We start from the raw sequence: 14,042 nt of genomic DNA, 5'->3' as shown, positions 1-14,042 counted from the left end.
GTCAATCCGAACGCCGGCGAACCTTCGCCGGCGTTTTTACGCGACGCCGGAGAAATTACTTGACTCCGTCAACTAATAATTGACTGAATGCTCAAAAGAGGTTCAGCCATGATCGATCTTCTCGACAGCATCCGTGATTTCAACCGCTTCTACACACACCAGCTCGGCATTCTCGGCCGCGATTATCTCGGCGCCGGTTACACGCTGGCGGAAGCGCGTATTTTGCATGACATCGGCGCGACCCCTGGCATTTGCGCAAGCACGCTGACCCGGACACTTTCGCTCGATCCCGCCTATCTCAGTCGAGTTCTCAAGGCGTTTCGGGCCAGCGGACTGGTTGCAGCAGAGCAGGACCCAAACGACAGGCGCAGCCAGACCCTCACGCTCACACCGGCGGGCGACACTGAGCGGGCGCGGCTTGCCGATCTGTCGCGCCAGCAGATCGCGCTGGCCCTTGAGAGACTTCCCGACGATGGCCGCCAGCCGCTTGCCGATGCCATCGCCGTTGTTCGCGACAGTTTCGGCGGCAGCCAGCCATCGGCACCGGTGAATTTCAGGGATCACCGGCCGGGAGACATGGGCTGGGTGATTGCCGCACAGGCGCAATTCTACACAAGTACCTTTGGCTGGAACGACCAGTTCGAGGCCCTTGTGGCCGAGGTCGCCGGCCGTTTTCTGAAAAACTTCAATCCGAAGCGCGAAAAAGCCTGGATTGCCGAGCGCCAGGGCCAGCGGCTCGGCTCGATCTTCATCATGGATGGGGGAGCGGATGTGGCAAAGCTGCGCCTTCTTTATGTGGATCCTGCCGCACGCGGGCTTGGCCTTGGCAAGGCGCTGGTCAGCGAAGCCATCGGGTTTTCACGCCGCAGCGGTTACCGCACGCTCTCGCTCTGGACCAATGATAACCTTGCCGCAGCGCTTGCCATCTATCAGAAGGCCGGGTTCCGGCTGGTCTCCGAAGAACGGCACACGATGTTCGGGCCTGAACTCAACGGCCAGACATGGGTGCTCGATCTCTGATCGCGATCTCAGATGGTTTCGCCGCAGGCGCGGCGGAAGCGGCGAACCGTTTCTGCCATGCCATATTCCAGCGCATCTGCCGTCAGGCCATGGCCGATGGAGACTTCGGCAAGATGGGGAATGCGGGCGGCAAGGGCCGGAAGGTTGGCAACCGTCAGGTCATGGCCGGCATTCACGCCAAGACCTTCGGCATGGGCTGCATCGGCCGTGCGTCCCAAGAGGTCGAGCATCTCACGCGCCTTTTCCGGCTGATCGTAACAGCCGCCGTAAGGGCCGGTATAAAGCTCGATGCGGTCGGCACCCGTCGCCTTGGCCAGCTTCACCGCCTCGACATCACCATCGCCATCGGCAAACAGCGACACTCGCATGCCCGATGCCTTGAGGCGGGCGATGATCGGCTTCAGCATCTCGCCCTGACGGCGGAAATCAAACCCGTGATCGGAGGTCGCCTGGGCCGGATCATCCGGCACCAGCGTGACCTGTTCCGGCTGCGTCTTCTCGCACAGCGCGAGAAAATCCTCCGAAGGATAACCTTCTATGTTGAACTCGGCCTTTGGAAACACATCGTCGATCAGCGCGCGCAACACCGGCAGATCGGAAAAACGGATGTGGCGCTGGTCGGGACGCGGATGCACCGTCAGCCCATAGGCGCCGGCTTGAAGCGCCACATGGCCGAGATGCTCGACGCTTGGCCACGGAAGATCGCGACGATTGCGCAGCATGGCAACGGCATTCAGATTGACGGAAAGCTTCGCGGGCATCGCATCGGTCCTCGGCAGGCAATGCCTGCATGTCTAAAGCAAAGGCTGGCGCATCGGCAACGGAATAATCCGCCCGTTTCCACGCAAAATACTGACGGATCTATCAATTCTTGTGGCCACAGAATCGCAGTTTCGCATCCGGAATAAACTGTTAACTTTAGAATTGCATAAAATAGGTGCAGCAGCCGCCGCACTTTGCACTTTCGGCAGGCAGTAGGCGGGCAGCAGGCATATGGGCTGGCGGAGCCTGTGTGCCCTGCATGAAGGAGGAGACAGCCATGCGGGTACAGACATCGAGTGAGACCATGGGGCGTCCGGCCCCGGCTTTCCTGCCCCGGATCGGACAGCACGTTTGCAATGACGGACAGCCCATCGGCATTTCAGACATGGCCGAGCTGTTTGGCGTTACCCACCGGACCTTACATTTTTACGAGGAAAAGGGCCTGATCACTGCCGAGCGGCTCGGCATGATGCGGGTCTACGATCAGCGAATGATCCGCAAGATGGCGGTCATCAACGCCTGCCGGGAGGTGGGCATGCCACTCTCTGCCATTCAGGACCTGATGCAGGATCTTTCCGATGCGGCAAGCCAGCTGGAGGCGGATGCGATTTTCTGCCGGGTGCTCGATAGCCGCAAGCGCGAACTGACCTCCGATATTTCCTCGATCCACCGGCAGATCCAGCAGATCCGTTCACTGGTCAGCGAGATCGACATTGCCCCGGAGGTGACATCAGGCGTGCATGTGGAGCCGCTGGTGTTTTCAGACCGGGACCGTCGCTGCCTCGTGCTGATGACCGAAGGTTTCAAGGGCGGAGATCTCGCGCGGCAGCTGAACCTGACGGAAGAGGAACTGGCCGTTCTGGAGGAAAGCCTGATTGTGCGGCTTGGCGTGTCCAACCGTTTTCAGGCTGCCGCCAAGGCCATCGTGCTCGGCCTTCTGCCGCACTGAGCGGACTTACCGTACGATGGTGATAGTTTCGGCAGCCCGGGTGATGGCCGTATAAAGCCAGCGCTCGCGGCTGTCGCGAAAGGCCCAGCTTTCATCGAACAGCACGACATTGTTCCACTGAGAGCCTTGCGCCTTGTGCACGGTCAGCGCGTAACCAAAATCAAACTCGTCGTAGCGTTTTCGGGTGGTCCAGGGGATCTCACCCTCTTCCTCGAAGGCCTGCTTCAAAAGCTTGATCTTGGAGGCGCCGCGGTTCATGTCGTCGTCTTCCGGGCGGATCATCAGGTTGATGCCGGGCTTGACCGTCTCGCGCGATGAACTCATCACCTGCCAGAGCGAGCCGTTGAGCAAGCCCTTGGTCGGATCATTGCGCAGGCACACCAGCTTGTCGCCGGATTGCGGATATGGCTGGTTAAAACCCTTCAACTCGCGAAGCCGCTGGTTATAACGCCGGCGCGTCTTGTTGGTGCCAACCAGAACCTGATCGGCCTCCAGCACCAGTGTCTGGTTGACATCGTTGCGCGAAATCACCTGCGCCGTGCCATAATCACCATGCATGATCTCGCGGCCTTCGCGCACCTGCATGGCCAGCTGGATGATCGGGTTGTCGCGGGCCTGGCGATGGATATCGGTCAGCAGGTAATCCGGCTCCTGCTCGGTAAAAAAACCGCCGCCGGAGACGGGCGGCAACTGGCCGGGATCGCCAAGCACCAGGATCGGCGTGCCAAAACTCATCAGGTCCTTGCCCAGTTGCTCGTCCACCATCGAACATTCGTCGATGACGATGAGAGCGGCCTTGGACAGCGGGCTCTGACGGTTGATGGAAAACATCGGCGAGACCGAGGTTTTTCCCGTCTCCTCGTTTTCCACCGCCTCCTCGCCGCGCGGGCGATAGATCAGGGAATGGATGGTGCGGGCGTTGGCCGCGCCGCGCGAGCGCAGCACCTGCGCTGCCTTGCCGGTAAAGGCTGCAAACAGCACCTCGCCATCGACATTTTCGGCAAAATGTTTTGCAAGCGTGGTCTTGCCCGTGCCGGCATAACCGAACAGGCGAAAAACCGGGCTGCGGCCTTCCTTCAGCCACTTCGAAACGGCCTTCAGGGCCTCGTCCTGTTGAGGTGCAAACTGCATGCCTCTTCCTTCACGGATTCGGAACAGAATAGCAACCTGAAACAGGAAAGCAGAGGCTGCAAACACATGCTTTAGCGAAGCCGATCATTCTTTACCGAAGGGGATCATTGGCAAGCTCGATCGGTTGCCCGTGCGGCGTTGCCTCTGCTGCCCTTTGCCAACTGTGTTGCAGGGCGAGAACCGTGTCCCGATCCGCCACGCCTTTTTCGGCAAGCAGATGCGACAGTGCGGCAACCCAGGCGTCGAAATAATCCGAACCGTCTTGCGCCCGCTCCGGCCGGTGAACCTCGCGCGACAGGTTTTCGGCCCATTCGCTCCATGAAAACACACCGCGCTCATGCAGATGCACGGTCAGCGCAAAAGCCTGCGCCTGCCATGGCTCGGCAAAGGCCGGCGCTCCCTCGGGAGAGAGGGGAAGGCCGGGCGATTGAGCAAGCGGCGAAAGGGGTTCACACTGGCTCAAGATAGCTCTCCCACGCATCAATGGACACGGTGAGCGTCGGATCGCTCCCCTCGCCCCAGATCTCCGGACCATCAAACACGACCGTATAGACCCATTGCGGATTTTCGCCGCGGCCATGGGCGTTGTCGTCGGGATAAACAAAGGCGCCCTGCACGGCCTCGATTGCGCCGGTCTTTGCCCGTGCATAACGCGGCAATCTGGTATGATCGAGCGGGTTGATGTTTTTCGTGCGCACCGTCTGGCCAACGACAAAGCGGGGAGCAGAATCAACCAGACGGTCGCAGGGCGCGCCCTTTGCCAGCACCGCCGGCACCATATCCGCCTTCAGCACGCGCTTCGGCTCGGCGGCCGTCGTGAGGGCTTTTGCCACGGAAATCTCATCTTCCGTCACAAAGCCATGACGCTCCAGAAGAACCTCCAGCGCGCGGATCCAGATTTCGTAATAGCTCGCCGAGAGATAGGCGGCAGGCGCGATGTTTTCCCGCGCATGCCGGCTTTCATCGATCGTCCAGGCACCAAACGCGCCGCAGGACAGCGTGATGCCCAGCGCCCGCTTTTCCCACTCGCCATGAAAATACGGCTCGTCCTTTTCCGGCGCGACAGGCCCGAACCCCATCTGGCCGCCGAGATCATGCGGGCCGTTCATGCCGCCACCTCCACTGTCGGTCGGGCAAGGCCGGTGCCGATCATGCTGTCACGCGTAACGAGGTCGGCCAACTGCTCCTCGCTCCAGCCTTCGGTTCCCTCGGGACGTTCGGGCACCACGAGATAACGCAGCTCCGCCGTCGAATCCCAGACGCGGATTTTTTGCGCCTGCGGCAGCACCACGCCGAATTCCAGGAGCACGCCGCGCGGATCGATGACCGCCTTGGCGCGATAGGCCGGCGCCTTGTACCAGACCGGCGGCAGACCGAGCACCGACCATGGGTAACAGGAGCAGAGCGTGCAGACGACGAGATTGTGGGTCTCCTTCGTGTTGAACACCGCACGCATGTGTTCGCCCTGGCGGCCGGTAAAGCCAAGGCTTGCAATGGCAGCGGTCGCATCCGCTGCAAGCCATGCGGCAAAGGCTTTATCAGCCCAGGCTTTTGCCACCACGCGAGCGCCATTGCGCGGCCCGATCTTCGACTCGTAAGTCTCCACGATGGCATCGAGCGCCTGCGGATCGATCAGACCCTTCTGCGTCAGCACCGTTTCAAGCGCGCGCACCCGCGCCTGCATGTCGCTGTAGTGGTTGTCGTGGTGGTGATCATCATGCTCGTGATCGTGATGGTGGTCGCTGCTCATCGCCGTGGTGCCTCTCGCATCCGTCTGGGGCCAACCATGGAACAGATCGACGCAACCAATCAAGGCCTTCGATCCGTAATCAACGACGTCGCGCCGCCGGCCTGCCGTCATTTCAGCATGGGCAGAAGGCTGAGCACGAGCAGCACCGCCATGCTGATATTGAACCATTTCAACCGCACCGGAACGGCGAGCCAGTTGCGCAACACGGAGCCGAAACTGGCCCACAGCGAAACGCTCGGCAGATTGACAAGAGTAAAGACAATTCCGATCAGCCAGACGCTGCGCAGATAATTTTCCGGGTCCGCATAGATCGCCATGGCGGTGACGGCCATCACCCAGGCCTTCGGGTTCACCCACTGAAATGCGGCAGCGCCGAAAAATGTCATCGGCCGGCCGCCGCTGCGGCCTTCAGCCAGCACCCGCGATGAACCGATCTTCCAGGCGATATAAAGAAGATAAAGCCCACCGGCGATTTTCAGCGCGAGGTACAGCTGCGGCAACGCGTGAAGCAAGGCGCCGAGCCCAAACCCCACCCCCAGCAGCAGACTGAAAAAGCCGGCACCGATGCCCAGCATGTGCGGAATGGTGCGGCGGAAACCAAAATTCACGCCCGAAGCAAACAGCATCATGTTGTTGGGCCCCGGCGTGATGGAGGTTGTCAGGCCAAAGAGAACCAGGGCGAAAAGCGCGTCGAATGTCATGGCGTTTCCTTTTCTCGCCTCCAGGCGAGACTGTCTTAAAAGATCCAATAGCGGCTTGTGATGCAGATACCATCTGATTTGACGGATGGTGGTTGACCGGCCTTCTCGACAGCCTATCTGCCGGTTTCATACTCTCTGTCTTCGCGGAGCACGCCGCGACGAACGGCCCCATTTTCAAAGGAGATTGCCATGCACCAGGATATGCCAACAGTGACGCTGAAATCCGGCCAGACGGTGCCGGCCCTTGGCATCGGAACCTGGAAGATGGGCGACGATGCGCATCACCGCGCCTCGGAAATCAAAAGCCTGCAGGCCGCCATCGATCTCGGCATGACGCTGATCGATACCGCGGAAATGTATGGCGAGGGCGCCTCGGAAGAGCTTGTCGGCGAAGCGATTGTCGGGCGCCGCGACGAGGTATTTCTCGTCAGCAAGGTCTATCCGCACAATGCCAGCCGACAGGGCGTGATCGATGCCTGCGCGCGCAGCCTGCACCGTCTCGGCACGGAGAAACTCGACCTCTATCTCCTGCATTGGCGCGGTCAGCATCCGCTCGCAGACACCGTTGCCGGTCTTCAAGTTTTGAAAGCGGAAGGTCGTATCGGCGCATGGGGCGTTTCCAATTTCGACGTCGATGACATGGAGGAGTTGATGGCGGTGCCTGGAGGCGCAGACTGCGCGGCAAACCAGGTGCTCTACAATCTCTCCCGGCGCGGCATCGAATACGATCTGCTGCCGTGGTGCCAGGAACGGGACATCGCGCTGATGGCCTATTCGCCCATCGAGCAGGGCCGCCTTCTGCGCCATCCGGACCTCATCCGCATCGCCAAATCCTATCAGGCGACGCCGGCGCAGGTGGCGCTTGCCTTCGTGCTGGAGCGCGACCGGATGATCGCCATTCCCAAAACCGGCAACCCCGCCCGCGTCGAGGAAAATCTCGGCGCCATCGACCTCGACATCAGCGACGAAGACTGGGAAGCGCTTGACCGCGCTTTCCCGCCGCCGTCGAAAAAACAACCGCTCGAAATGCTTTAACGGCTTGAATCAAAACCTGAAGACGCGGATTCGGATTACCCGAAACCCTGCGCAACCTCTTGATTATGCAAAAGTCTCCGGCGCAACGCTGGCGACTTTTGCACCTCAAAAGATCACATCCCCTGCGCGCCGCGGTTCATCGCAGCAATGCCCGTGCGGCACACTTCAATGAGGCCAAGCGGCTTCATGATCGCCACGAACTGGTCGATCTTGGAGGACTTGCCGGTGATCTCGAAGATGAAATGCGAGACGGTCGCATCGACCACCTTGGCGTGGAAGGCATCGGCCAGACGCAGCGTCTCGGCGCGATCCTCGCCAGTGCCGGCGATCTTGACCAATGCCACTTCCCGCTCGATCGGACGCTCCTGACCAAGCTGGCCGGCGCGCACCGTCAGATCCACGACGCGGTGGACGGGCACGATGCGTTCCAGCTGCGCCTTGATCTGCTCCAGCACGCCGGGCGTACCATTGGTGACGATGGTGATGCGCGACAGGTGCGCCTCATGCTCGGTCTCCGACACCGTCAGGCTCTCGATATTGTATCCACGGCCGGAAAACAGGCCGATGACACGCGCCAGCACGCCCGGCTCGTTGGTAACGAGCACGGACAGCGTGTGGCGCTCCTGAAGCGAAGTCTCCGGCGAGATGAAATAAGCCGAGCCGGTGGGTTGTAGGTGTGCGTTCATGGGTAAAATCCTTGTCCTTGTCCCTTTGGCGGCGGATCAGACGAGCTGGCGGCCCTTGGCGTCGATGGCGGTGGCGACAGCTTCGTCGGTCGCTTCATCGGGCAGCAGCATCTCGTTATGGGCCTTGCCCGAGGGGATCATCGGGAAGCAGTTGGCGAGATTGGCGACACGGCAATCGAAGATAACCGGGCCATCCACGGCGATCATGTGGGCGATCTTTTCATCCAGTTCCTTCGGATCGTCGCAATAGATGCCAGTGGCACCATAGGCTTCGGCCAGCTTGACGAAATCAGGCATGGCTTCCGTATAGGAGTTGGACAGGCGGTTGCCGTGCAGCAGCTGCTGCCACTGGCGCACCATGCCCATATACTGGTTGTTCAGGATGAAGATCTTGACCGGCAGGTTATGCTGGATGGCGCAGGACATTTCCTGGATGCACATCTGGATCGAGGCATCGCCAGCGATATCGATGACCAATGCTTCCGGATGCGCCACCTGCGCACCGATCGCTGCCGGCAGGCCGTAACCCATCGTGCCGAGACCGCCAGAGGTCAGCCAATGGTTGGGTGCCTCGAAACCAAAGAACTGCGCCGCCCACATCTGGTGCTGACCAACTTCCGTGGTGATGTAGGTGTCACGCCCCTTCGAGGCCTCGTAGAGACGCTGGATGGCGTATTGCGGCATGATGACATCGCTGGAATTGGTGTAGGCAAAAGAATTGCGCGCACGCCATTTCTTGATGCTGGCATTCCATTCGGCCGTCTGTTCCGCGGCAGGCTTGGTCGGCAGCGCCCGCCACAGGCGAACCATGTCTTCCAGCACGCGCCCGACATCGCCGACGATCGGGATATCGACGCGGACGTTCTTGTTGATCGAGGACGGGTCGATATCGACATGGATCTTGCGCGAGTTCGGCGAAAACGCATTGAGGCGACCGGTGATACGGTCATCGAAACGTGCGCCGATGCAGACCATGACGTCGCAATCATGCATGGCCATATTGGCCTCGTAGGACCCGTGCATGCCGAGCATGCCCAGCCAATGTTCGCCGGAGGCCGGATAGGCACCCAGACCCATCAGCGTCGAGGTGATCGGAATGCCCGACAGCTCCACAAGTTCGCGCAGCAGACGCGAGGCTTCCGGACCGGAATTGATGACACCACCGCCGGTATAGAGAACAGGGCGACGGGCAGACGCCATCAGCTCGACGGCGGCGCGAACGGCATTGAGATCCGCATCGATATGAGCGCGGTAGCTCTTCTGGGGTACGTGGTCGGCCTTCGGCGTGTAGGTGCCGGTGGCAAACTGCACGTCCTTCGGAATATCGACGACGACGGGGCCCGGACGGCCGGTCTGGGCGATACGGAAAGCTTCATGGATGGTGGCCGCCAGTTCGTTGACGTCCTTGACCAGCCAGTTGTGCTTGGTGCAGGGGCGCGTGATGCCGACGGTGTCGCATTCCTGAAAAGCGTCCGAGCCGATCAGCGTGGTCGGAACCTGGCCGGTGAGGCAGACGAGCGGGATGCTGTCCATCAGCGCATCCTGCAGCGGGGTGACCGCGTTGGTGGCACCGGGACCGGACGTGACGAGCATCACGCCAACCTTGCCGGTGGCGCGGGCATAACCTTCGGCGGCATGGCCGGCGCCCTGTTCATGGCGCACGAGGATGTGCTTGATATCGTCCTGCTGGAAGATTTCGTCGTAGATCGGCAGAACGGCGCCGCCCGGATATCCGAACAGATGCTCCACGCCGTTATCCTTCAAGGCTTTCAGAACGATTTCCGCCCCTGTCATCCGATTGTCTGCTGTACCCGTCATGTCCTGGTCCGTTATCTCTTGTGTGTGAAACGAGGCCTTGGGGCCTGATTGAAGGCATAAAAAAAGGCCCCCTGGAGGAGCCTTCGGTAGCGCATGGGTGGCTATCGCCGGATGGTTACACCATCCTGCCCATGCGCCTTCCCACCACGATAAGTGCGTTCGATACGATCATGGGCTGAACTGTTAGCCATAAAATTGCCACCCGTCAACGCAGATGCGCAACAAAACGTCGCCAGCACCTGATAACCGCACGTAAAATCGGCAGGAAAAGGGGTGGAAGTGCAACCTCCCGTTAAGCGCCCGCCCGTTAACGTCACCTGCCACGGGCGAAGGCCTGCCAAAGACCCCGATACGACCATTGAAACCATAGACCAATCCTTAAAGGGTCGCACGCTTGCGCCATGACGATCACCAGCACCCGGCCACTGCCCGCGATGACGATCGTCGCGATGGGCTGACGCCCGGAAACCGCTTTCTCGGACGCGTTGTGGCCTGCACCGGCGCCCACGCCACCATTGCCGCCGTGCAGGATGCGGGCTCGACGGAACTTGCCGAGCTTTGGTCTGTCGGACGGCTGATCTCCATCAGCGTCGGCAAGAACCGTGTCGTCGCGCTCACCTATTCCATGGCAACGGATGCCGGCGAATGGGGCGAAAACCGCCGCAATGAATTCCGCGTCGAGGTGGAACTGCTCGGCGAAGTGCGCGTAGGCGAGGATGGCGCCGAGAGCTTTTCCACCGGCATTTCCCGTTATCCGCATCTCGGCGCCATCGCCCACCGCATCCGGGCCAGCGACCTGAAACGCATCTATGATGCCGGCCAGGCCGACAGCTGCGTGATCGGAACGCTGGCGCAGGACGAGACGATCGATGCGACAATCCATATTCCTTCCATGCTGTCGAAACATTTTGCCATCGTCGGCTCGACCGGCGTCGGAAAATCCACCGCCGTTTCGCTTCTTCTCCACAAGGCCATCGAAGCCGATCCGAAGCTGCGGGTGCTGATCCTCGATCCCCACAACGAATTTGCCGCAGCCTTTCCCGGCAAGGCCGTGGTGATCGATCCCGAAACGCTCGACCTGCCCTTCTGGCTGATGCGGCTCGATGAATTTGCCGAAGTGGTGTTTCGCGGCCGCCCGCCGGTGCCGGAAGAACTGGATTTTCTGCGCGACCTGATCCCGGAGGCCAAGCGCGCCTTTCGCGGCAGTGCCACCGGTTCGGCACGGCGTGTCAGCGACAAGGGCACGCTGACCTCGGATACACCAATACCTTACCGCATGGCCGATCTTCTCACGTTGATCGACGAACGGATGGGACGGCTCGACGGGCGTGAGGAAAAGCCGGCGCTGCGGGCCCTCAAGGTTCGCCTGTTGTCTGCCATCGGTGATCCCCGCTATCGGTTCCTTTTTTCCAGCAACACGATCAACGACACCATCCTCCAGACGATCGCGCATATATTCCGCATTCCGGGCGACGACCGGCCAATCTCCACCTTCCAGCTCGCCGGCATTCCGTCTGAAGTGGTGAATTCCGTCGCCTCCATTCTCTGCCGTATGGCCTTCGAACTGGCGCTGTGGAGCGATGGCGCCATCCACATGCTGGTGGTGTGCGAGGAAGCCCATCGTTATGTGCCGGCGGACCGGGAGCTGGGCTTTTTGCCGACCCGGCAGGCGATTGCCCGCATTGCCAAGGAGGGGCGCAAATATGGCGTCTCGCTCGGCATCATCACGCAGCGCCCCGGCGAACTCGACCAGACCATCCTGTCGCAATGTTCCACCGTGTTTGCCATGAGGCTTTCCAACGAGCGCGACCAGGAGATCATCCGCTCGGCTTTGCCCGATTCGTCCGTCTCCACTACCAGCTTTCTCTCCTCCATCGGCAATGGCGAGGCGATTGCCTTTGGCGAAGCGATCAGTGTGCCGATGCGGATGAAGTTTTCCCGTGTCGCATCGCACATCCTGCCGCAGGCGCGTGGAGCGGGCGAGCGAGGCAGCGACAAGACGCCCGATACGGTGGACCTGCGCAGTGTGATTGCCCGCATGCGCGCCACCGAGACCGGGCCGGACATTTCCGAATTTCAGTCAGGTATCCTGAAGCGTGAGGAAATTGACCGCGCGCGGGGCGCTGACTTCGGCTCTGATCCATGGCCCGGCGAAGCGGCTGACCGGCCTCTGGAACCCTACCACCCGGACATGCTGCCCGGCGCACGGGCTGCCCCCTTTGCAGCGGAAACACGCCTCATCCGCCGCGGGCTGCCTGAGAAACAGCCTGCCCGCGACGCGCTGCGAGAGACCCGCCTGCACAGGCCGCTCACCAGCCGCACGGAAGACTGATGGAGTGGTTTTACGAGATCCGCTTCTACTCGCCTCCTGAAAAACGAAGGCTTACGCGAGCGGATCAAACCGCTGCCAGCTGTCATCCATCTGGTTGCGAAACCAGGTCATCTGACGTTTGGCATATTGGCGCGTCAGCGCCGAGCCGCGCTCGATCACATAGTCACGGCTCATCGTGCCCTCCAAAAGGCCTGCAATCTCGGAAACGCCGATGGCGCGCAGAGCGGGCGCATCGGGCGCTACATTCAAGGAAAGAAGCGCCCTCACCTCGTTAATGGCGCCGGTCTCCAGCATGATCTCGAAACGTTGGTTGATACGCTGGTGCAAGAGGCGCCGCTCCGGCAGGACGACGATCTTCTCTGCCCTGTCAGGATCGATCAGCATTGGACCTCTGGTTTGCTGAAAGGTGGCGATCGACTGGCCGCTGGCAACCATGACCTCGAGCGCCCGCACCACACGCTGGCCATCGGTGGGTGAAAGCCGGGCAGCCATTGCCGGATCGCGCTGCTGAAGTTCGCCATGCAACGGCTCCGGCCCTTCCTCCAGCAGACGGGTGCGAAACCCCTCGCGGATTTCGGCCGGGATGTCGGGCATGTCGGAAAGGCCGCCGGTCAGCGCCTTGAAATAAAGCCCGGTGCCGCCGACGAATACCGGCAGCCTTCCTTCATCGCGCAGGCGCGGCAACAGGGCTGTGACATCGCGCAACCATTCGCCTGTGGAATAGGCGGCCGTGGCCGGAACATGGCCGTAGAGCAGATGCGGCACATTGCCGGTTTCTTCCGGGGCCGGGCGCGCGGTCAGCACCCGCAGTGTGTCGTAGACCTGCATGCTGTCGGCATTGATGACAACGCCGCCGTGACGCTCAGCCAGCGCAAGCGCAAGCGCCGACTTGCCGCCTGCCGTCGGCCCGGTTATCAGGATAGCCTCGCAATCGTCCCGAAGGTTTTTCATCATGGCTCTCGTTGCCACGCTCATCGCCCATCCGTCAAACCCCGTTCTTGACGGAAAGCTGGGGGAAAGGGCCGCCGAAGCGGTGAATGCCGCCGGGCTCTACTGGCTGGCAGACGGAATTGCCTGCGACGTGGCGCTCCGCAACGAGGCGGAAGCCGCTTCCTCGGAGGCTGCCCTGCGCGCTGCCATTGGCGACATGCCTGTTGATGTCGTGGTGCAGGATGTCGAGACCCGCCGCAAGAAACTGCTGATCGCCGACATGGATTCCACCATGATCGGCCAGGAATGCATCGATGAACTGGCCGATGTGGTCGGGCTAAAGGACAAGGTGTCGGTCATCACCGCGCGCGCCATGAACGGCGAGATTGCCTTCGAGCCCGCCCTTCGCGAACGGGTGGCGCTCCTGAAGGGATTGCCGATCAGCGTGGTGGATGAGGTGATCGCCAAACGCATCACACTCACGTCAGGCGGGCCGGAACTGATCGCCACCATGCGCGCCAAGGGCTTTTACACCGCCCTCGTCTCCGGCGGCTTTACCGTTTTTACCAGCCGGATTGCAAAGACGCTGGGGTTTGACGAAAACCGCGCCAATATCCTTCTGGAAAAGGACGGCATCCTCACCGGCGAAGTGGCAGAACCGATCCTCGGCAAGCAGGCCAAGGTGGATGCGCTGGAAGATATCTGTGCAACGCTTGGCATTTCCGTGGACGATGCAATGGCCGTTGGCGACGGCGCAAACGATCTCGGCATGATCAACCTTGCAGGCTCAGGCGTTGCCCTCCACGCCAAGCCGGCCGTTGCCGCCGAGGCGAAAATCCGCATCGACCATTCCGACCTTACGGCCCTCCTCTACATCCAGGGTTATCGCAAACACGAGTTCGTCACGCCATGACCGGATCGGAACAGG

At 61.0% G+C, this 14,042-nt stretch carries 14 protein-coding genes; 5 read left to right on the top strand and 9 right to left on the bottom strand.

Translation table 11 applies throughout. The features are described from left to right. Positions 1-108 precede the first annotated feature (108 nt). Positions 109-1,020, top strand: coding sequence for a bifunctional helix-turn-helix transcriptional regulator/GNAT family N-acetyltransferase (locus tag AC4CWH_RS05420; protein ID WP_491320723.1), 912 nt, complete (start codon positions 109-111; stop codon positions 1,018-1,020). 8 nt (positions 1,021-1,028) lie between these two features. Here AC4CWH_RS05420 and AC4CWH_RS05415 read toward each other — a convergent pair whose 3' ends face one another. Next, positions 1,029-1,781 (bottom strand): pyridoxine 5'-phosphate synthase, encoded by a 753-nt coding sequence (locus tag AC4CWH_RS05415; RefSeq protein ID WP_491284628.1) that lies wholly within the window; start codon positions 1,779-1,781, stop codon positions 1,029-1,031. 278 nt (positions 1,782-2,059) lie between these two features. Here AC4CWH_RS05415 and AC4CWH_RS05410 point away from each other — a divergent pair, with 278 nt between their 5' ends. Next, positions 2,060-2,731: a MerR family transcriptional regulator gene (locus AC4CWH_RS05410; RefSeq protein WP_491284626.1), complete on the top strand. Its 672-nt coding sequence runs from the start codon at positions 2,060-2,062 to the stop codon at positions 2,729-2,731. A 6-nt stretch (positions 2,732-2,737) separates the two neighbouring features. On the opposite strand, the gene AC4CWH_RS05405 is transcribed toward AC4CWH_RS05410, so the two are convergent. The 5 genes from AC4CWH_RS05405 to AC4CWH_RS05385 form a co-directional block, all read right to left on the bottom strand. Then, entirely contained in the window at positions 2,738-3,862 is a 1,125-nt protein-coding gene (locus tag AC4CWH_RS05405; RefSeq protein WP_491320722.1) for an ATP-dependent DNA helicase, read from the bottom strand. A gap of 91 nt (positions 3,863-3,953) precedes the next feature. Continuing rightward, complete coding sequence (locus AC4CWH_RS05400) at positions 3,954-4,325, bottom strand: nitrile hydratase accessory protein (protein ID WP_491320721.1); 372 nt, start codon at positions 4,323-4,325, stop codon at positions 3,954-3,956. Then, a complete protein-coding gene (nthB, locus tag AC4CWH_RS05395; protein WP_491320720.1) occupies positions 4,312-4,971 on the bottom strand; it encodes a nitrile hydratase subunit beta in 660 nt (219 codons plus the stop codon). The genes AC4CWH_RS05400 and nthB overlap by 14 nt, the downstream gene beginning before the upstream one ends. After that, the gene (gene nthA, locus AC4CWH_RS05390; RefSeq protein ID WP_491320719.1) at positions 4,968-5,612 is read right to left on the bottom strand and encodes a nitrile hydratase subunit alpha; all 645 of its coding nucleotides are present in this window, start codon (positions 5,610-5,612) and stop codon (positions 4,968-4,970) included. The genes nthB and nthA overlap by 4 nt, the downstream gene beginning before the upstream one ends. A 107-nt stretch (positions 5,613-5,719) precedes the next feature. Further along, on the bottom strand, positions 5,720-6,313 hold the full coding sequence (locus AC4CWH_RS05385; protein WP_491320718.1) for a LysE family translocator: 594 nt from the start codon (positions 6,311-6,313) through the stop codon (positions 5,720-5,722). Positions 6,314-6,502: 189 nt separating this feature from the next. On the opposite strand from AC4CWH_RS05385, the gene AC4CWH_RS05380 reads away from it, so the two are divergent. Continuing rightward, positions 6,503-7,348 (top strand): aldo/keto reductase, encoded by an 846-nt coding sequence (locus AC4CWH_RS05380; RefSeq protein ID WP_491320717.1) that lies wholly within the window; start codon positions 6,503-6,505, stop codon positions 7,346-7,348. A gap of 113 nt (positions 7,349-7,461) precedes the next feature. On the opposite strand, the gene ilvN is transcribed toward AC4CWH_RS05380, so the two are convergent. Together ilvN and AC4CWH_RS05370 are read right to left on the bottom strand one after the other, a co-directional pair. After that, on the bottom strand, positions 7,462-8,034 hold the full coding sequence (gene ilvN, locus AC4CWH_RS05375) for an acetolactate synthase small subunit (RefSeq protein ID WP_491320716.1): 573 nt from the start codon (positions 8,032-8,034) through the stop codon (positions 7,462-7,464). 36 nt (positions 8,035-8,070) lie between these two features. Then, positions 8,071-9,852, bottom strand: coding sequence for an acetolactate synthase 3 large subunit (locus AC4CWH_RS05370; RefSeq protein ID WP_491320715.1), 1,782 nt, complete (start codon positions 9,850-9,852; stop codon positions 8,071-8,073). Positions 9,853-10,246: 394 nt separating this feature from the next. On the opposite strand from AC4CWH_RS05370, the gene AC4CWH_RS05365 reads away from it, so the two are divergent. Next, positions 10,247-12,184, top strand: a complete 1,938-nt coding sequence (locus AC4CWH_RS05365) for an ATP-binding protein (protein WP_491320714.1) — start codon at positions 10,247-10,249, stop codon at positions 12,182-12,184. Positions 12,185-12,235: 51 nt separating this feature from the next. On the opposite strand, the gene miaA is transcribed toward AC4CWH_RS05365, so the two are convergent. After that, positions 12,236-13,138 carry a tRNA (adenosine(37)-N6)-dimethylallyltransferase MiaA gene (gene miaA, locus AC4CWH_RS05360; RefSeq protein WP_491320713.1) on the bottom strand — a complete coding sequence of 301 codons (903 nt, stop codon included), beginning with the start codon at positions 13,136-13,138 and terminating at the stop codon, positions 12,236-12,238. Here miaA and serB point away from each other — a divergent pair. Next, positions 13,137-14,027, top strand: a complete 891-nt coding sequence (gene serB / locus AC4CWH_RS05355) for a phosphoserine phosphatase SerB (RefSeq protein WP_491320712.1) — start codon at positions 13,137-13,139, stop codon at positions 14,025-14,027. The genes miaA and serB overlap by 2 nt on opposite strands. Positions 14,028-14,042: the final 15 nt, after the last annotated feature.

Source organism: Neorhizobium sp. PAMB6716, assembly GCF_058242805.1.
Note: the sequence above shows the minus strand (reverse complement) of the source record. Positions and strands in the feature narration are given on the sequence as shown.